The sequence below is a fragment of the Pseudomonas parafulva NBRC 16636 = DSM 17004 genome, assembly GCF_000730645.1.
Taxonomy (GTDB): Bacteria; Pseudomonadota; Gammaproteobacteria; order Pseudomonadales; family Pseudomonadaceae; genus Aquipseudomonas; species Aquipseudomonas parafulva.
This window is the reverse complement of the sequence record NZ_BBIU01000039.1, coordinates 83,215-100,570: the sequence shown is the minus strand read 5'-3', so window position 1 is coordinate 100,570 and position 17,356 is coordinate 83,215. Positions and strand designations below refer to the sequence as shown.

The 17,356-nt window shown below is 61.8% G+C and carries 17 protein-coding genes; 10 read left to right on the top strand and 7 right to left on the bottom strand.

What is annotated here, in order from left to right; all coding sequences use genetic code 11:
- Window positions 1-207 precede the first annotated feature (207 nt).
- On the top strand, window positions 208-1,098 hold the full coding sequence (locus tag PPA02S_RS20400) for a formate/nitrite transporter family protein (protein ID WP_028633195.1): 891 nt from the start codon (window positions 208-210) through the stop codon (window positions 1,096-1,098).
- 248 nt (window positions 1,099-1,346) lie between these two features.
- Window positions 1,347-2,444 (top strand): diguanylate cyclase, encoded by a 1,098-nt coding sequence (locus tag PPA02S_RS20395; RefSeq protein ID WP_042141858.1) that lies wholly within the window; start codon window positions 1,347-1,349, stop codon window positions 2,442-2,444.
- On the opposite strand, the gene PPA02S_RS20390 is transcribed toward PPA02S_RS20395, so the two are convergent.
- From PPA02S_RS20390 to PPA02S_RS20375, 5 genes are all read right to left on the bottom strand, one after another.
- Window positions 2,425-2,775: a DUF2025 family protein gene (locus PPA02S_RS20390; RefSeq protein ID WP_028633196.1), complete on the bottom strand. Its 351-nt coding sequence runs from the start codon at window positions 2,773-2,775 to the stop codon at window positions 2,425-2,427. The two genes, PPA02S_RS20395 and PPA02S_RS20390, sit on opposite strands and share 20 nt — an antisense overlap.
- Before the next feature lie 146 nt (window positions 2,776-2,921).
- Entirely contained in the window at window positions 2,922-3,038 is a 117-nt protein-coding gene (gene ccoM / locus PPA02S_RS23475) for a cytochrome c oxidase subunit CcoM (protein ID WP_028633197.1), read from the bottom strand.
- 143 nt (window positions 3,039-3,181) lie between these two features.
- Window positions 3,182-3,340 (bottom strand): hypothetical protein, encoded by a 159-nt coding sequence (locus tag PPA02S_RS23230; RefSeq protein WP_169338811.1) that lies wholly within the window; start codon window positions 3,338-3,340, stop codon window positions 3,182-3,184.
- A gap of 66 nt (window positions 3,341-3,406) precedes the next feature.
- Entirely contained in the window at window positions 3,407-3,736 is a 330-nt protein-coding gene (locus PPA02S_RS20380; protein WP_028633198.1) for a hypothetical protein, read from the bottom strand.
- A 62-nt stretch (window positions 3,737-3,798) separates the two neighbouring features.
- The gene (locus PPA02S_RS20375; RefSeq protein ID WP_028633199.1) at window positions 3,799-4,491 is read right to left on the bottom strand and encodes a M949_RS01915 family surface polysaccharide biosynthesis protein; all 693 of its coding nucleotides are present in this window, start codon (window positions 4,489-4,491) and stop codon (window positions 3,799-3,801) included.
- Window positions 4,492-4,652: 161 nt separating this feature from the next.
- Between PPA02S_RS20375 and rapA the strand changes: the two genes are divergently transcribed.
- Complete coding sequence (gene rapA, locus PPA02S_RS20370) at window positions 4,653-7,499, top strand: RNA polymerase-associated protein RapA (RefSeq protein WP_028633200.1); 2,847 nt, start codon at window positions 4,653-4,655, stop codon at window positions 7,497-7,499.
- A 203-nt stretch (window positions 7,500-7,702) separates the two neighbouring features.
- On the top strand, window positions 7,703-9,967 hold the full coding sequence (locus PPA02S_RS20365; protein WP_028633201.1) for a putative bifunctional diguanylate cyclase/phosphodiesterase: 2,265 nt from the start codon (window positions 7,703-7,705) through the stop codon (window positions 9,965-9,967).
- Here the strand turns inward: PPA02S_RS20365 and PPA02S_RS20360 are convergent.
- Together PPA02S_RS20360 and PPA02S_RS20355 are read right to left on the bottom strand one after the other, a co-directional pair.
- Window positions 9,867-10,754, bottom strand: coding sequence for an NAD(P)-dependent oxidoreductase (locus PPA02S_RS20360; RefSeq protein ID WP_042141857.1), 888 nt, complete (start codon window positions 10,752-10,754; stop codon window positions 9,867-9,869). The genes PPA02S_RS20365 and PPA02S_RS20360 overlap by 101 nt on opposite strands.
- Window positions 10,755-10,948: 194 nt before the next feature.
- Window positions 10,949-11,254, bottom strand: coding sequence for a DUF2288 domain-containing protein (locus PPA02S_RS20355; RefSeq protein WP_028633202.1), 306 nt, complete (start codon window positions 11,252-11,254; stop codon window positions 10,949-10,951).
- A 357-nt stretch (window positions 11,255-11,611) separates the two neighbouring features.
- On the opposite strand from PPA02S_RS20355, the gene PPA02S_RS20350 reads away from it, so the two are divergent.
- The 6 genes from PPA02S_RS20350 to PPA02S_RS20325 all read left to right on the top strand — a co-directional run bounded on the left by PPA02S_RS20350 (window position 11,612) and on the right by PPA02S_RS20325 (window position 17,354).
- Window positions 11,612-12,727, top strand: coding sequence for a branched-chain amino acid ABC transporter substrate-binding protein (locus PPA02S_RS20350; protein WP_028633203.1), 1,116 nt, complete (start codon window positions 11,612-11,614; stop codon window positions 12,725-12,727).
- 186 nt (window positions 12,728-12,913) lie between these two features.
- On the top strand, window positions 12,914-13,837 hold the full coding sequence (gene livH, locus PPA02S_RS20345; protein ID WP_028633204.1) for a high-affinity branched-chain amino acid ABC transporter permease LivH: 924 nt from the start codon (window positions 12,914-12,916) through the stop codon (window positions 13,835-13,837).
- Window positions 13,834-15,090, top strand: a complete 1,257-nt coding sequence (locus tag PPA02S_RS20340; protein ID WP_028633205.1) for a high-affinity branched-chain amino acid ABC transporter permease LivM — start codon at window positions 13,834-13,836, stop codon at window positions 15,088-15,090. The genes livH and PPA02S_RS20340 overlap by 4 nt, the downstream gene beginning before the upstream one ends.
- Window positions 15,087-15,854: a high-affinity branched-chain amino acid ABC transporter ATP-binding protein LivG gene (gene livG, locus PPA02S_RS20335; RefSeq protein WP_028633206.1), complete on the top strand. Its 768-nt coding sequence runs from the start codon at window positions 15,087-15,089 to the stop codon at window positions 15,852-15,854. The genes PPA02S_RS20340 and livG overlap by 4 nt, the downstream gene beginning before the upstream one ends.
- A complete protein-coding gene (locus PPA02S_RS20330) occupies window positions 15,855-16,556 on the top strand; it encodes an ABC transporter ATP-binding protein (RefSeq protein ID WP_028633207.1) in 702 nt (233 codons plus the stop codon).
- Window positions 16,557-16,679: 123 nt separating this feature from the next.
- Complete coding sequence (locus PPA02S_RS20325; protein ID WP_028633208.1) at window positions 16,680-17,354, top strand: COG3650 family protein; 675 nt, start codon at window positions 16,680-16,682, stop codon at window positions 17,352-17,354.
- The last annotated feature ends 2 nt before the right edge of the window (window positions 17,355-17,356 follow it).

The window sequence follows — 17,356 nt, the reverse complement described above, 5'->3', positions numbered from 1 at the left end:
CAAAGGCTTCCAGAGAAGCTGTCAAACTCAACAACACCTGACTCGCCCCGAAGCGTTGATCGCTGCGAGGTGGCGAATAATACGCGGTTTAAATTGGGAGTCAACACCTTGATCTGAAAAAACTTTTGCAGTGCCCGGGCACTTGCGCGGCAACTAAATGAGGGCCCGGTGGATCTGTAGAGAAACCCACCACGGAGCGTAGCGGCGATGAGCGACGCGCACAGCGATAAAACCCCGGGCTTGTCTGCGGATGAACAGCAGGAAGTCAGCGTAAACCAGCCGCCCAGGGCGGCGGTGCTGCACGAAACCATACGCCTTCAGGGCGACCAGGAACTGGAACGGACCCTGGCTGCGCTTTGGTGGTCTGCCCTGGCAGCCGGGTTGTCCATGGGCTTGTCGCTGATGGCCATGGGGCTGCTGTATTCCCGCCTACCCGACGGCGAAAGCGCCCAGGTCATCGCAAGCATCGGTTACAGCGCTGGGTTCCTGGCCGTCATCCTGGCGCGGCAGCAGTTGTTCACCGAAAACACCCTCACCGCCGTACTGCCGGTAATGACCACGCCCACCCTGGCGAACTTCGGCCGCCTGCTGCGCCTGTGGGGAGTGGTACTGGCAGGCAACCTCGCCGGCACGCTGCTGGTGGCATGGGTAATGCTGGAGCTGCCGATCTTCGATACCAAGACCGACCTTGCCTTCCTGGAGGTGGGCCACAAGGTGATGGAGAACGACCTTGGCCAGATGTTCGCCAAGGGCATTGTGTCGGGCTGGATGATCGCCACCATGGTATGGATGATCCCGTCCATGGAAAATGCCAAGATCTGGATCATCCTGCTTATTACCTACCTGATGGCACTCGGCGACTTCACCCACATCGTGGTGGGTTCGGTGGAGGTGTCCTACCTGGTGTGGGCCGGCGAAGAAACCTGGAGCAGCTTCTGGCTCCATTTTGCACTGCCTACCTTGGCAGGCAATATCATAGGTGGCAGTTTCATCTTCGCCCTCATCAGCCACGCGCAGGTACGCAGCGACAGCGGCAAGCCGCCGTCGAAACTGCTCGAGGACGAAAAAGCGTCAGAACAGGGCCGCGCCACTCACTAGCGCTGACCACCGCCCACCTGGCCCTGCCCCACATCAGGACCAGGTGGCACCCCCTCCTCCCGAATCCCCCGCGCCCCAAACCCTTGCACTTGGCAGCCGTTGCCGACAGCCCAGCCCTGCCCCGCCCGGCCAGTGATCGCATCAACCTTGAATTGGCCTGTAAGGCCAGTGTTCGGAGGCGCGACACTGTTTCACAATATTCATGCGATTTATGCGATAAACGGTTACCTGACAGAGATTCCACAGCCATGAACACACGCTCCGGCAAGGGCCTTTCGTTCGCCAAGCGCATCTACCTGCCGCGTGTTTTTGGCATGGGCATCGGTTTATTGTGTGTGATGGCAGGCACGGCGCCGCTCTCGCCACCTCCATGGGTGTGGGCTTTCATGCTGTTCAATGGCCTGGTATGGCCCCACCTTGCCTACCAGTGGGCTGCACGCTCCGAGGCGCCCTACCAGGCAGAACAGCGCAACCTTGTGCTCGACTCGCTGATGGGCGGGTTCTGGGCCGCAGCCATGCATTTCAACCCACTGCCGACAGTTACCGTGCTGTCGATGATGACCATGAACAACGTGGCGGCCGGCGGGAAACGCCTGGTGTTGCGCGGCGCACTGGCGCAATTGGGCGGCATGGCCGTTGCTGTACTGTTGCTCGGCCCCGGGCTGGAGCTTGAGGCCACCACGCTGCAAGTCTACGCCAGCCTGCCCATGCTCACCCTCTATCCAATGGCGCTGGGCTGGGTCTGCTATCAGTTGGCAATCAAGCTTGCCGAGCACAAGCGAAGGCTTGGCGCGCTGAGCCTTACCGACAGCCTGACCGGGCTGCTCAACCATGGCGCCTGGAAGGACCTGCTGATGCTGAATTTTCAGAAATGCAGGAAACACCGCAGCGACGCAGTCATTGCACTGATCGACATCGACCACTTCAAGGCAATCAACGATACCTTTGGCCACGTCATCGGCGACTGCGTGCTGCGTCAATTGAGCGCCGAGCTGCGTCGCACCCTGCGCGAAGGCGACCAAGCCGGGCGTTACGGGGGCGATGAGTTCTGCGTGATCCTGCCAGACACCAGCGAGGCGCAGGCCTGCCAGGCGATGGAACGCTTGCGCGAGCGGGTTGGCAGCTACCGCAACCCGCAGCTGCCCACCCTTCGCATCAGCCTCAGCATTGGCCTGTGCCCGTTCGGCGCCCACCTTGATACCTCCGACACCTGGCTGGAACAGGCAGACCGGGCGCTGTATACGGCCAAAGGCGCCGGCCGCGATCAAGTCATGGTCGCGCACCGGTTGCATGCTGGCACGCAAGGGCTGCACGAAATGCCAGACCTCATGTCCCTTGCCCGCTGACCTGGGCAGCCGCCTGCAACTTGCGCTCAGCCACTATCTCGGGCAGGTCACTGCGGCGCAGGTAGGCCCGTAGAGGCTCAGTGATATTCAGGCGGTCATCCACATGCTGCGCCAACAGCAAGGCAAGCCGTTCACGGCAAAGCGCCATGCGCTGCCCCTGCTCGTGGCGCCAGACGAACTCGTTGCACGGCGTGATACTGGCGTCGGCGACATCCATGCCGAACGAATCCTCGGAAAAGCGCACAATGTGGCAGCCGCGCTTGCCATGGAACCCGACAAAACCCTTGAGCTGTTCGGCAGCGCTGCAGATGTCCTGCGATGTGATGGCCATCACCTAACCTCCCGATGAAGTTGAAAGACACGTACGCCAAGCGACGCTGAGCGCGCACTCGCACCCTTGAATACAAAGCGTCCAGGCAAAAAAAATGGGCGACCGAAGTCGCCCTAAATGCCTTGCGTGCTCGTGTACCTGAAAGGTCAGCGCCCTTTGCGCTTGTTCGAGTCCTTCCAGATGAAAATGCCCAGACCGGCAAAGAAAGCCACCATCAACCCAACCGTTACCACGCCTGCGATAACCACGTTGTCGAAGAACATGCTGGCCTCCATTCGTGTGCCGTTGTCCGATGGGGCTAAGTTAACCAATCTGCGGGCGGGGAAAATTGACCGGTGTCAATGGGTATGGAGGGTGCCCGGGGGCGGGCACAGGAGGCAGGCGCAGGCTTGACCTGCGTCAAGTTTCAGCGCTTCTTGGGCTTGCGCTTGGGCTTCTTCTTGGAGGCATTCAACGGCAAGGCCTGCTCGAACGCATTGCGCATCTCGTTCAGGCGCTTTTCCTTGAGGTCATGCACGCGCTTGGCGCGCTCGGCATCGAAATCGATGAGGTTGTCTTGGCTCATGCTCGGGCTCGACGATCTACGGAGATTGCATGATGACGCCAGGGGCATGCGCTGACCAGCCCTGCCTCAGACTTCGATATCAACCAGCAGGCCCTGACGCACGGGCTCACCCATCAACGGTGCTACAGGCACCGTGTTGTCGGCATTGACCTCGTCACCCGGCACGGCACTGAAACGCTGCTGATCGCCCTGACGCCGGCGCTGTTGCTGCCGGCGCTGCTCTTCACGCAGCAGCAGCTCCTGCTCTTGGGGGTCGCGCTGCTGCTTGAGATCGATGGCGCTTTCGCCGGAAGCCGGCTGCGCCGGCACCACCGGCTTGATATCCGGGGTAGGTTTTACCGGGTCCTGTTGCGAGGTCACCGGTACGGCACTGAGCGGGATGATCGGTGGCAGCATGGACGTTCTCCTATGCTCCTGTATCGGCAGGCGCGAATTGACCTTGATGTCATGGACAACAATTATTCGGCTTCGTCATCCGGGTCGTCGTCGGCTGGCGGGCTGACTTCGCTCCAAGGCCGCTTGTACACCTGTTGCCACACCGCATCCATATGGGCTCGAACCTGCGCCGATGCAGCCTTGAGCGAAGCGCTGTCCACGCGTTCGCCGCCTATCGGCTCCTCGCCGGCCGGGGTAATCAGCGACTGCCCGGTGATGGTGTAAACGGCCTGCCCCTCGCGCATCTCGATGGCGATGTCGTGGGGGTCGATCCCCCCGCCGCAGTATGCATGGCTGGCGACGGTCACTTCCGCAACGCCATCGCCATTGAGGTCGCCGACATCGCTGACGTCGGCGTAGAAGTCCACATCCAGGTCGAGCCCTGGGCAGGTGGTTTCCTGTTCGATCTGCCAGCGGGGCTTGAATGCCTCACGCTCTGCACTGCGCCCGTACAGGGTGGCTTTCAGCACCACCTTGTCCACTTCCTGTTCGCTGTCCGGGTCGCTGGCCTGGCCATCGCTGCGGCTCAGCACCAGCAAGCCTTCGCCATCACGGTCGCGAAAGTGCACGCTCTTGATCGGCGCCTGCACCCCCAACACCTCCAACTGCTCGACGGGGATGGCAGGCAGTGTCTCGAAGTTCTTCTGCTGGCACGCGGCCAACAACAGGCAGCCAGCCACCAGGCCAGTGCTTGTCCAGTGATGCTTGGCAGACATGTTGATGAACGACCCTCGAGCAGCACGGCATGAGGCGATGAAACGGCTAGAATGACGCATTTGCCATCACCGTTCGGCGCCAGAAGGTGCACTCGGCACTTTGGTCTGGCCGGCCGATCCGTTAACATAATCGGCTTTTTCATCGCGGGAGTTCAGGCAGTATGGCGCAGCAGTATCAACCGGGGCAACGCTGGATCAGCGACAGCGAAGCAGAGCTCGGCCTGGGTACCATCCTGGCGCAGGATGGCCGCCTCTTGACCGTGCTCTACCCGGCCACTGGCGATACCCGTCAGTACTCCCTGCGCAACGCGCCGCTGACCCGCGTGCGCTTTTCTCCGGGCGACCAGATCACCCATTTCGAAGGCTGGAAGCTGACCGTTCGGGAAGTCGAGGACATCGACGGCCTGATGGTCTACCACGGCCTGGACGGCCAGAACCAGCCGCGGACGCTGCCAGAAACCCAGCTGTCCAACTTCATCCAGTTCCGCCTGGCCAGCGACCGCCTGTTCGCCGGGCAGATCGACCCGCTGCCCTGGTTCAGCCTGCGCTACAACACGCTGCACCACACCAGCAAGCAGATGCAATCAGCGTTGTGGGGCCTGGGCGGTTGCCGCGCGCAACCGATTGCGCACCAATTGCACATTGCCCGTGAGGTCGCCGACCGCAGCGCCCCTCGGGTACTGCTGGCCGACGAAGTGGGCCTGGGTAAAACCATCGAGGCCGGCCTGGTGATTCATCGCCAGTTGCTGTCCGGCCGTGCCAGCCGCGTGCTCATCCTGGTGCCGGAAAACCTCCAGCACCAGTGGCTGGTGGAAATGCGCCGCCGCTTCAACCTGCAGGTCGCCCTGTTCGATGCCGAGCGCTTCATTGAAAGCGATGCCAGCAACCCCTTCGAGGACGCGCAGCTGGCATTGGTTGCGCTGGAATGGCTGGTGGAGGATGAAAAGGCCCAGGACGCGATGTTCGCTGCCGGTTGGGACCTGATGGTAGTCGACGAGGCTCACCATCTGGTCTGGCACGAAGAACAGGCCAGTGCCGAATATGCCCTGGTCGAACAACTGTCCCAGGTGATCCCGGGTGTGTTGCTGCTCACCGCCACGCCGGAACAGCTGGGCCAGGACAGCCACTTTGCCCGCCTGCGCCTGCTGGACCCTGACCGCTTCCATGACTTGGCCGCCTTCCGCGCCGAAAGCGAGCACTATCGGCCCGTGGCCGAGGCCGTGCAGGAATTGCTGGACGAAGGCCGCCTGTCGCCCAAGGCCCATGCCACCATCCAGGGCTTTCTCGGGGCCGAAGGCGAAGCGTTACTGGCTGCCGTCAGCGATGGCGACACCCAGGCCAGCGCCCGCCTGATCCGCGAACTGCTGGACCGCCACGGCACCGGTCGTGTCCTGTTCCGCAACACCCGTGCGGCAATCCAGGGCTTCCCGGAGCGGCAGTTGCATGCCTACCCGCTGCCCGCCCCAGAACAGTACGGCAACCTGCCGGTCGGCGAGCATGCCGAGCTGTACCCCGAAGTGGCCTTCCAGGCCCAGGGAGAGGTGGCAGACGATGAGCGCTGGTGGCGCTTCGACCCGCGGGTCGACTGGCTGATCGACACCCTGAAAATGCTCAAGCGCACCAAGGTGCTGGTGATCTGCGCCCACGCCGAAACCGCAATGGACCTGGAAGATGCCCTGCGCGTGCGCTCTGGCATACCGGCATCGGTGTTCCACGAAGGCATGAGTATCCTTGAGCGTGACCGCGCCGCTGCGTACTTCGCCGACGAAGAGTTCGGCGCCCAGGTGCTGGTATGTTCGGAAATCGGCAGCGAGGGGCGCAACTTCCAGTTCGCCCATCACCTGGTGATGTTCGACCTGCCAGCGCACCCCGACTTGCTGGAGCAGCGCATCGGGCGCCTGGACCGGATCGGCCAGAAGCACACCATTGAGCTGCATATTCCCTACCTGCTGGGCACGCCGCAGGAGCGCCTGTTCCAGTGGTACCACGAAGGCCTCAATGCCTTCCTCAACACCTGCCCCACTGGCAACGCCCTGCAACACCAGTTTGGCCCGCGGCTGTTGCCGTTGCTGCAAGGCCAGGACAACAAGCCCTGGGATGCCCTGGTGGCAGAAGCGAGCACAGAGCGCCAGCGCCTGGAAGCCGAACTGCACACCGGGCGTGACCGCCTGCTGGAACTCAACTCAGGGGGCGCCGGCGAAGGCGAGGCACTGGTCGAAGCGATTCTGGAACAGGACGACCAGTTCGCCCTGCCTATCTACATGGAAACCTTGTTCGATGCGTTCGGCATCGACAGCGAAGACCACTCCGAGAATGCACTGATTCTCAAGCCGAGCGAAAAAATGCTCGACGCCAGCTTCCCGCTGGGGGACGACGAGGGTGTCACCATCACCTACGACCGCGCCCAGGCCCTGTCGCGCGAAGACATGCAGTTTCTTACCTGGGAGCACCCGATGGTACAGGGCGGCATGGACCTGGTGCTGTCCGGCTCGATGGGCAACACCGCCGTGGCGCTGATCAAGAACAAGGCCCTCAAGCCCGGCACGGTGTTGCTCGAACTGCTGTTCGTCAGCGAGGTGGTGGCTCCGCGCAGCCTGCAGTTGGGCCGCTACCTACCACCCGCCGCCCTGCGCTGCCTGCTGGACGCCAATGGCAACGACCTGGCCACCCGCGTGGCCTTCGAAACCCTGAACGATCAGCTCGAGAGCGTGCCGCGCGCCAGCGCTAACAAGTTCGTGCAAGCGCAACGTGACGTACTGGCCAAACGCATCAGCAGCGGTGAAGAGAAAGTGGTGCCTACCCACGTTGAGCGCGTGACCGAGGCCCAACGCCGTCTGGCGGCTGAGGCAGACGAGGAACTGGCGCGCCTGGTAGCACTGCAGGCGGTCAACCCGAGCGTGCGTGAAAGCGAAGTCGAAGCCCTTCGCAAGCAGCGTGAACAAGGCCTGGCCATGCTGGAAAAGGCGGCCTTGCGCCTTGAGGCAATTCGCGTACTGGTAGCCGGCTAGCCTAAGTTGAAACAGGAGCGGCCCTCGGCTGGCTGCTCCTGCACCTTTCCTTACCCTGCATATTCCCCCCTGCTATACCTCCGATATCCAAATCGTTGAAGTCAATGTGCCATTACCCGATGATGGCCTGAGCCCCATTCCCTATACTCCCCCGGATGGTCTGCACCGATCGTGCGTGCGGATACACGATAACGGGGCGTTCCATGGAGTGGATTGAGCTAAGACTGTTCGCTGACCTTCCCGCCACTGGCCATGTGGTGATGGACTGCCGACACGAACCCGTTCTGGTGCTACTGGCTTACCTGGTGGCCTGGGCCGGCTGCTTTGCCACCCTGGACATGGCCGAACGCCAGTGCAGCAGCGAAAACACCGCAGCCTATCGACGTTGGGCGTTACTGGGCGCCTGTTGCCTGGCAGGCGGCATCTGGGCCATGCACTTCATCAGCATGCTTGCCTTCCAGGTGCCGCTGGAAGTTCATTACGACGTGACCCTCACCGCGCTTTCGTTGCTGATTGCGCTGATAGTTGCCTGCTGGGCGATGTACAGCTTTGGCCGGCACCAAATGCACACCCGGCACTACCTGCAAAGCGCAGCCCTGATCGGCCTGGGCATCGTGATCATGCATTTTGTAGGCATGGCGGCCATGCAAACCGGCGCTGTTCAGTATTACCGCACCGACTTGCTGCTGGTATGCGCCGTGATCGCATTGTTCACAAGCCTGTCGGCCTTGTGGCTGGCCCGCTACTTCCGCAAAGGCAGCGGCAGGCTGCACCAGTCAATGAAATACGCTGCCAGCCTGGTGATGGCGGGGGGCATCGTTGCCACCCATTTCACCGCCATGTCGGCCATGACACTGGTGATCCCAACGGACATGGCAATCCGCCTGCCGTCTGCTGACAACAGCCTGCAACTGGGGCTGGGCGTGGGCTTCATTACCCTGCTGATCAGCGGCGCCAGCATCAGTGCGGCGCTGGCTGACAAAAAGCTGCAGAGCAAGGAGCATGACCTGCGCCGGGTCAGTGTGCTACTTGGCCAACTGGACCAGGCCCGAGCCTCCCTGCAACAGGCTGCGCACTACGACGCACTGACCAGCTTGGTCAACCGACGAGGCTTCAACCAGGTCTTTGGCGAGCGCCTTGCCGAGCATCAGGCTTGCGAAGGCCGCATGGCGGTCATGTGCCTGGATGTCGACCATTTCAAACGTATCAATGACAGCTTAGGTCACCCGGCCGGCGACCGGTTGCTGACCGTGATCGCCAGCCACATCAAGGCCGCCACCCGTAGCCAGGACCTGGTCGCGCGCCTGGGGGGCGACGAGTTCTGCGTGGTCACCAGCCTGAGCGGGCGCGAGGAGGCACAACACCTGGCACAGCGTATCCTGCAGCGCATGAAGGACCCCATTGACCTCGGTGGCCGGCGCATGGTGATGACCACCAGCATTGGCATCAGCCTGTTTCCAGACGATGGCACCAGCGCCGAAGAACTGATGAAAAATGCCGACCTGGCCCTTTACCAGTGCAAGGCCAATGGCCGCAACGGCTGGCATTTTTTCGACGACAGCCTCAAGACCCAGGCCACCCTCGCGCTGCAGCTGGAAGAGGAACTGCGCCTGGCGTTGCTCGAAGAGCACGGGCTGACTGTGCACTACCAACCCATTTTTGATGCCCGTACTGGCCTGGTGGCCAAACTTGAAGCCCTGGTTCGCTGGCAACACCCGCAACACGGGTGGCTGGGGCCTGACCGTTTCATCGGCATTGCCGAAACCAACGGCCTGATCATCGACCTGGACCTGTGGGTACTGCGCCGCGCCTGCACCGACCTTGCCCTGCTGCAGCGCCAGGGGGTTGGTGGCTTCAAGGTCACGGTCAACTGCTCGGCCGTGACCCTCAGCCACGATGCCCTGCCCAATGAGGTGGAGCGGGTGCTGGCCGAAACGGGCCTTGCTGCCACACTGCTCGAGCTGGAAGTGACCGAAAACGCCCTGATGGGCGACATGCAGCGCACCGTCAACGTGCTCAAGTGCATACGCGCACTGGGCGTGACGCTTTCCATTGACGACTTCGGCACCGGCTACTCGTCATTGGCTTACCTCAAGCGCCTGCCACTGGATGTGCTGAAGATCGACCGAACGTTCCTGCAAGACGTACCGCACAGCCTCAAAGATTGCCAGATCGTCCAGGCGATCATCGCGATGGCCCACACCCTGCACCTGCAGGTGGTAAGCGAGGGGGTGGAAAAGGCCGAACAACAGGCGTTTCTACAGGATCACGGCTGTGACTGCCTGCAGGGTTACCTGCTCGGCCGGCCCGCTGCACTGGCCGAGCTGCGCCCGCTGCTGCTACGCCTGCGCCCACCGGCGGTGACCCTTACGGCTTGCTCCGGTACTGCTCCACCAAGGTCGACGGATCCTGGTCCAGAAAACCCTGGCTTGCGTGCAGGCGCATCAACTGCGCGGCGAGGCCACTGATCGGGGTTGCAGCGCCCTGCTCGCGGGACAGCTTCACCGCGTTGTCCAGGTCCTTGAGCAATGTGCGAACGTGCCATTTGATCGGTTGGTAGGTGCTCGATGCCATCTGCGGGGCGAGTATCTGCAGCGGCTTGGAGTCGGCGAAACCACCCGCCAGTGCTTCAGCCAATAACCGGGTATCAACACCTGAACGTTCAGCCAGAGCAATTACCTCGGCAATCACCAGGGCGTTGCAGGCCACGATCATCTGGTTGCAGGCCTTGGTGACCTGCCCAGCCCCCACTGCGCCCATATGCGTGACCCGCTGCCCCAATACCTGCAGCACCGGCTGGGCGCGGTGCAGGTCGTGCACGTCACCGCCCACCATGATCGCCAACGTACCGGCTTCGGCACCAGGGGTGCCGCCGGATACGGGGGCATCCAACCAGGCCATGCCGCACAGCGCTGCCAGCTCGGCAGCCATCTCACGCGTGGCACCGGGTTCCAGGCTGGACAGGTCGATCAGCAACTGGCCACTGCGCCCGCCCAGCGCAATACCGGCCTCGCCAAACACCACCTCGCGTACCACCGCGGTGTCCGCCAGGCACAGCAGTACCATGTCGGCATCACGGCTCAGTTCGGCAGGGCTGGCGGCGCGCCGTGCCCCGGCGGCGACCAGTGCGTCGCACTTGTCGGGGCTGCGGTTCCACACCGTCAACGGGTACCCGGCAGCCAGCAGGCGCCGGCACATGGGCAACCCCATCAAACCGATACCCGCAAAGGCCAACGAGGGAAGATCAGTGCTCATCATGACTCCTGGCAGTGGCTTACATCTCGGCAGCCTATCTCGAATGCCCAATGCCGGGCCAGCCACCGCCGCTTTACGCATGCCGTAAACTGTTACCGCCACGCCGAATTGTTACTTACCTCTACCCACCTTGAGCATAAACGAGCACTGCAACGGTGCGACTGCGAATTTGCGCGCACCAAAAACGATCACGCCTACGCTGCGCCTTTGACCTGTATCACGATGAACGGCGACACCACCACCGCCCAGATCTCTGGGTCGCGGGTTTGCAGGTGAAGCGCCTGGTCGGCAGAGACTGGCCCCACAGTGCCATCACTGCGCCATTTGGCGAACAGATCGCTGCGGTTTTCAGCCATCGCTTGGGCCACAGTGATCAGGTCGAGAGTAGGGTCGACCCAAATCAGGTCACCCTTGGCCCAGAAGCGCTCCAGTGCTTTCCACTCAATGATTGCCGTCTCACCCAGCAATTTGGCATAGAGGGTGCTTGTTTCATCCGTCATGGGTGGTATCCGCAAAAATAGCCAATAACAAAGGCCGGCATTTTTGCAGAAAAACCCGGTTTCAAATATGCAATTTGGTCGATTGGCCCCGCATTGGTGGGGCCTGGCTGCAGAATCAGGCTTTTTAATGGCGCCTTTCTGTACTTTTGTGTCAACCAAGCGACAACCCGCGAAATAGGCACTTTTCGACCGCTTTTCAAGCGTTCGGGCAGCGCTCTACACTGTACCGGTACAGTTCCGGGACATGTTCCGGGGAAGGTGGGCTTGCGCGTTGGCATGACCGCGCCGCAAATCCCGCCCGGTCTGTAGCCCTGGCCGCCAGGACTATAAGAATTACAACAGAATGAGTGGAGCACTATGATCAAGATTTCCAAGCTGTTCGCCGCAATGGTTCTGGCCGGGGTAGCCAGCCATTCGTTTGCCGCCGATACCATCAAGATCGGGATCGCCGGGCCCAAGACCGGCCCTGTGACCCAGTACGGCGACATGCAGTTCATCGGCGCCAAGCAGGCCATCAAGGACATCAACGCTGCAGGCGGTGTCGACGGCAAGATGCTAGAAGCCAAGGAATACGACGATGCGTGCGACCCTAAACAGGCCGTGGCGGTCGCCAACCGTGTGGTTAACGATGGTGTCAAGTTCGTCATCGGCCACCTGTGCTCCAGCTCCACCCAGCCAGCCTCCGACGTTTATGAAGACGAAGGCATCATCATGATCACCCCGGCCGCAACGTCGCCGGAAATTACCGCTCGCGGTTACAAGATGATTTTCCGCACCATCGGCCTGGACAGCGCTCAGGGCCCAGCGGCAGGCAACTACATCGCTGACCATGTCAAGCCCAAGGTCGTGGCCGTGCTGCACGACAAACAGCAATACGGTGAAGGCATCGCCACTGCGGTCAAGCAAACCCTGGAAGGCAAAGGCGTCAAAGTTGCCGTGTTCGAGGGCCTGAACGCCGGTGACAAGGACTTCTCGTCCATCATCCAGAAGCTCAAGCAGAACAACGTCGACTTCGTCTACTACGGCGGCTACCACCCAGAGCTGGGCCTGATTCTGCGCCAGGCGCAGGAAAAAGGCCTGAAAGCCAAGTTCATGGGCCCGGAAGGCGTGGGCAACGACTCCATCTCGCAGATCGCCCAGAATGCCTCCGAAGGCCTGCTGGTCACCCTGCCGAAGTCTTTCGATGCCGACCCGGAGAACAAGAAGATCGTCGACGCCATCAAGGCTGACGGCAAGGACCCAAGCGGCCCGTTCGTGTTCCCGTCCTACTCCGCAGTTGAGCTGATCGCCCAGGGCATCAAGAAAGCCGGCTCCGAAGATACCGACAAGGTGGCAGCCGCCATCCACGCCGGCACCTTCAAGACCCCGACTGGCGAGCTGTCCTACGACGCCAAAGGCGACCTCAAAGACTTCAAGTTCGTGGTCTACGAATGGCACTTCGGCAAGCCGAAGACCGAAGTCTCCCCTCAGTAACACGCGTGACTAATAGCTGACCGTAGAAGCCCACTGTGCGAGCAGTGGGCTTTGTTTTACGAGGTTCATGGGCCCGCCCCCGCGATCCGGGGGCGGGCTCACCTGAAAATCTTAAAACCGTCACCCGCGGTTTCCTGGCCATACCCCGGCCAGCGAAATGCAAATCAGGTTTTTAGGAGCGCTGTAATGCCTGAGATCTACCATTTCTTCCAACAACTGGTTAATGGATTGACCATCGGCAGCACCTACGCCTTGATCGCCATCGGCTACACGATGGTGTACGGCATCATTGGCATGATCAACTTCGCCCACGGCGAGGTTTACATGATTGGTTCCTACGTGGCCTTCATGGCCCTGGCGGGCCTGGCCATGATGGGTATCCATTCGCTGCCGATCCTGATGACCGTGGCCTTCGTCGCGACGATCTGCGTCACCAGTGCCTATGGCTACAGCATCGAACGGGTTGCCTATCGCCCATTGCGCAACAGCAACCGGCTGATCCCGCTGATTTCTGCCATCGGTATGTCGATTTTCCTGCAGAACACCGTGTTGCTTTCGCAAGACTCCAAGGACAAGTCCATCCCCAACCTGATCCCCGGCAGCTTCTCGTTCGGGCCAGGGGGCGCGGAAGAAGTCCTGGTGTCCTACATGCAAATCCTGGTGTTCGTGGTTACCCTCGTGGCCATGACCTGCCTGACCCTGTTCATCTCCCGTTCCCGCCTGGGCCGTGCCTGCCGCGCCTGTGCCGAGGACATCAAGATGGCCAACTTGCTGGGCATCAACACCAACAACATCATCGCCCTCACCTTCGTCATTGGCGCCGCCCTGGCCGCCGTGGCGGCTGTACTGCTGAGCATGCAGTATGGGGTGATCAACCCCAACGCCGGTTTCCTGGTGGGCCTGAAGGCCTTCACGGCAGCGGTACTGGGCGGCATCGGCAGCATTCCGGGCGCCATGCTCGGTGGGCTGGTGCTGGGTGTGGCCGAAGCGTTCGGCGCCGACATCTTCGGCGACCAGTACAAGGACGTGGTTGCGTTCGGCCTGTTGGTTCTTGTCCTGTTGTTCCGGCCGACCGGCATTCTGGGCCGCCCGGAGGTTGAAAAAGTATGAGCAGAAATCTCAAACAGGCGTTCTTCAGCGCCTTGCTGGTGTGGGCCGTGGCCTTCCCGGTACTGGGCCTGAAACTGAGCATCGACGGCATCAGCCTGGCCGTGCACAGCCAGGGCTCGTTCACTCTCACCATCATTGCCGTGTGTTCGGTGCTGATGTTCCTACGGGTGCTGTTCGACAAGCAGTGGAGCTCGGTGATGGGCCGCCGCTCGGATCGCAAGCTGATCCCGCCGGCCGTGAGCAACTACCTGACGCTGCCCAAGACCCAACGCTGGGTGATCATGGGCCTGATCGTGGCTGCGCTGGTGTGGCCCTTCTTCGGCTCCCGCGGTGCGGTGGACATCGCCACGCTCATCCTCATCTACGTGTTGCTGGGCCTGGGCCTGAACATCGTGGTTGGCCTTGCCGGGCTGCTCGACCTGGGCTATGTCGGCTTCTACGCCGTAGGCGCCTACACCTATGCCATGCTGTCGCACTACATGGGCTGGGGCTTCTGGGTATGCCTGCCGATCGCCGGCCTGATGGCCGCCACGTTCGGTTTCCTGCTCGGTTTCCCGGTGCTGCGCCTGCGCGGTGACTACCTGGCGATCGTGACCCTGGGCTTTGGCGAGATCATCCGCCTGTTCCTGCGTAACCTCACCGACTGGACAGGCGGCCCCAACGGCATCAGCAACATCCCCAAACCCGAATTCTTCGGTTTGACCTTCGAACGCCGCGCGGCTGAAGGCATGCAGACCTTCCACGAATTCTTCGGGTTGCAATACAACTCCATCAACAAGGTGATTTTCCTGTACCTGGTGGCGCTGTTGCTTGCATTGCTGGCACTGTTCGTCATCAACCGCCTGCTGCGCATGCCCATCGGCCGTGCGTGGGAAGCGCTGCGCGAAGACGAGATTGCCTGCCGCGCACTGGGGCTCAACCCAACCGTGATCAAACTCTCGGCCTTCACCCTGGGCGCCTGCTTCGCGGGCTTTGCCGGCAGCTTCTTCGCCGCCCGCCAAGGCCTGGTCACCCCGGAATCCTTCACCTTCATCGAGTCGGCGATCATCCTCGCCATCGTGGTGCTGGGCGGCATGGGCTCGCAACTGGGTGTGATCCTGGCGGCCATCGTGATGATCCTGCTGCCCGAGCTGATGCGTGAGTTCAGTGAGTACCGCATGCTGATGTTCGGTGCCCTGATGGTGTTGATGATGATCTGGCGTCCGCAAGGCTTGTTGCCGATGCAACGCCCCCACATGGAGCTGCGTCGATGAGCCGCGAAATTCTGCAAGTCAGCGGCCTGAGCATGCGCTTCGGCGGCTTGTTGGCGGTGAACGGCGTAGCCCTGACCGTCAAGGAAAAACAAGTGGTGGCGCTGATCGGCCCGAACGGTGCCGGCAAGACCACGGTATTCAACTGCCTCACCGGTTTCTACCGGCCCAGTGGCGGTAGCATCCTGCTCGACGGCCAGCCGATCCAGGGCCTTGCCGGTCACCAGATCGCCCGCAGGGGCGTGGTGCGCACGTTCCAGAACGTGCGCCTGTTCAAGGAAATGACCGCGCTGGAAAACCTGCTGATTGCCCAGCACCGGCACTTGAACACCAACTTTTTTGCGGGGTTGTTCAAAACGCCGGGCTTCCGCCGCAGCGAAAAGGAAGCGATGGAGCGCGCGCAGTACTGGCTGGAGAAGGTCAACCTGACCGAGTTCGCCAACCGTACCGCCGGCACCCTCGCCTATGGCCAGCAACGCCGCCTGGAAATCGCCCGCTGCATGATGACCCGCCCGCGCATCATCATGCTCGACGAACCGGCCGCAGGGCTCAACCCTAAGGAAACCGAAGACCTCAAAGCGCTGATCGCCTACCTGCGCGAGTCGCACAACGTGACCGTGCTGTTGATCGAGCACGACATGAAGCTGGTGATGAGCATTTCCGACCATATCGTGGTGATCAACCAGGGCACCCCGCTGGCCCACGGCACCCCCCAGGAAATCCGCGACAACCCTGAAGTGATCAAAGCCTACCTGGGGGAAGCGTAAATGCTGAAGTTTGAAAACGTCTCCACCTTCTACGGCAAGATCCAGGCCCTGCACAGCGTGAACGTAGAGATTAACCAGGGCGAAATCGTGACCTTGATCGGCGCCAACGGCGCCGGCAAGTCGACCCTGCTGATGACCCTCTGCGGCTCGCCCCAGGCGCACAGCGGCAGCATCAAGTACCTGGGAGAGGAACTGGTGGGTCAGCCCTCTTCGCAGATCATGCGCAAGAGCATTGCGGTGGTGCCGGAAGGCCGCCGCGTATTCGCGCGCCTGACTGTCGAGGAAAACCTGGCGATGGGCGGCTTTTTCACCGACAAGGGCGACTACCAGGCGCAACTGGACAAGGTGCTGCAGCTGTTTCCGCGCCTGAAAGAACGCTACACCCAGCGCGGTGGCACCATGTCAGGTGGCGAGCAGCAGATGCTGGCCATCGGCAGGGCCTTGATGAGCAAGCCCAAGCTGTTGTTGCTGGACGAACCCTCGCTGGGCCTGGCACCGATCATCATCCAGCAGATTTTCGACATCATCGAACAGTTGCGCCGCGATGGCGTCACCGTGTTCCTGGTGGAGCAGAACGCCAACCAGGCGCTGAAGATCGCTGACCGCGCCTATGTGCTGGAAAACGGCCGGGTGGTGATGCAAGGCACCGGCGAAGGCCTGTTGACCGACCCGAAAGTGCGCGATGCCTACCTGGGCGGTTGAGTGACCGTTGGGGGCTGCGCTGCGGCCCCCAATCCCCTGACACCCAACCATTAACTTGAGATCCACCACCAGCCTGGGTAACGTGACCGGCTCTTTGGCCACGATTCTGCGGAGCCCGCCCCCATGCGCCTCACCCCCACCCTGCTCATCACGGCACTGCTGCCCCTGTTCGCCGGCTGCCAACTCATGGGTGAAGCCCCTGCCGACCCCAATGTAGGCACTACCCGCATGCAAGGTGAACTGCGCGCCGCTGGCGGCCACCTGCTGTTCAAGCCGTGCAACGAAAGCCGTTCGTTCATCGTCAACGATGCCGCGGCTACCGGCATCCTGCAAGAAGCCGCCAACCTGGCCAAAAGCGCCAACGACACGTTGTTCGCCGACGTGCGGGGGCGCCTGACCGGCAGCAAGCAGGCCAATACCGATGGCCAACTGGATGTACGACGCCTGTACCGAGTGGAGTCCACTGCCGGCGCCTGTGCAGACCCGAATTTCAAGCAACTCACCTTGCGCGCCAGCGGGCACACACCTGACTGGGACCTTAAGGCCAGCGGCCGTGGCATGGTGCTGAACCGAGCCGGCCAGCCCCCCCTGCCCTTGCCCTTTCTGGAAGAACAGGTACCCGGCGGCGGCCTGACCCTGACCAGCGAGGCCAATGGGCAACAGGTAGAACTGTGGGTTGCGCCACAGCGCTGCGTAGACCCGGCCACCGGCACCGTCAACCATCTGCGGGCCGAACTGCGTGTCGATGGCACCACCCTGCAAGGCTGCGGTTACTATGGCGGCGCGCGCGACGACTGATG

What these genes read in the sequence shown, in the direction of transcription:
- PPA02S_RS20380 (WP_028633198.1), bottom strand. Translation starts at nt 3,736, where the DNA reads ATGCTGCCACCGATCATCCCGCTCAGTGCCGTACCGGTGACCTCGCAA.
- PPA02S_RS23230 (WP_169338811.1), bottom strand. Translation starts at nt 3,340, where the DNA reads ATGAGCCAAGACAACCTCATCGATTTCGATGCCGAGCGCGCCAAGCGC.
- livH (WP_028633204.1), top strand. Translation starts at nt 12,914, where the DNA reads ATGCCTGAGATCTACCATTTCTTCCAACAACTGGTTAATGGATTGACC.
- ccoM (WP_028633197.1), bottom strand. Translation starts at nt 3,038, where the DNA reads ATGTTCTTCGACAACGTGGTTATCGCAGGCGTGGTAACGGTTGGGTTG.
- PPA02S_RS20365 (WP_028633201.1), top strand. Translation starts at nt 7,703, where the DNA reads ATGGAGTGGATTGAGCTAAGACTGTTCGCTGACCTTCCCGCCACTGGC.
- PPA02S_RS20330 (WP_028633207.1), top strand. Translation starts at nt 15,855, where the DNA reads ATGCTGAAGTTTGAAAACGTCTCCACCTTCTACGGCAAGATCCAGGCC.
- PPA02S_RS20400 (WP_028633195.1), top strand. Translation starts at nt 208, where the DNA reads ATGAGCGACGCGCACAGCGATAAAACCCCGGGCTTGTCTGCGGATGAA.
- rapA (WP_028633200.1), top strand. Translation starts at nt 4,653, where the DNA reads ATGGCGCAGCAGTATCAACCGGGGCAACGCTGGATCAGCGACAGCGAA.
- PPA02S_RS20340 (WP_028633205.1), top strand. Translation starts at nt 13,834, where the DNA reads ATGAGCAGAAATCTCAAACAGGCGTTCTTCAGCGCCTTGCTGGTGTGG.
- PPA02S_RS20355 (WP_028633202.1), bottom strand. Translation starts at nt 11,254, where the DNA reads ATGACGGATGAAACAAGCACCCTCTATGCCAAATTGCTGGGTGAGACG.
- PPA02S_RS20390 (WP_028633196.1), bottom strand. Translation starts at nt 2,775, where the DNA reads ATGGCCATCACATCGCAGGACATCTGCAGCGCTGCCGAACAGCTCAAG.
- PPA02S_RS20360 (WP_042141857.1), bottom strand. Translation starts at nt 10,754, where the DNA reads ATGAGCACTGATCTTCCCTCGTTGGCCTTTGCGGGTATCGGTTTGATG.
- PPA02S_RS20395 (WP_042141858.1), top strand. Translation starts at nt 1,347, where the DNA reads ATGAACACACGCTCCGGCAAGGGCCTTTCGTTCGCCAAGCGCATCTAC.
- PPA02S_RS20325 (WP_028633208.1), top strand. Translation starts at nt 16,680, where the DNA reads ATGCGCCTCACCCCCACCCTGCTCATCACGGCACTGCTGCCCCTGTTC.
- PPA02S_RS20350 (WP_028633203.1), top strand. Translation starts at nt 11,612, where the DNA reads ATGATCAAGATTTCCAAGCTGTTCGCCGCAATGGTTCTGGCCGGGGTA.
- livG (WP_028633206.1), top strand. Translation starts at nt 15,087, where the DNA reads ATGAGCCGCGAAATTCTGCAAGTCAGCGGCCTGAGCATGCGCTTCGGC.
- PPA02S_RS20375 (WP_028633199.1), bottom strand. Translation starts at nt 4,491, where the DNA reads ATGTCTGCCAAGCATCACTGGACAAGCACTGGCCTGGTGGCTGGCTGC.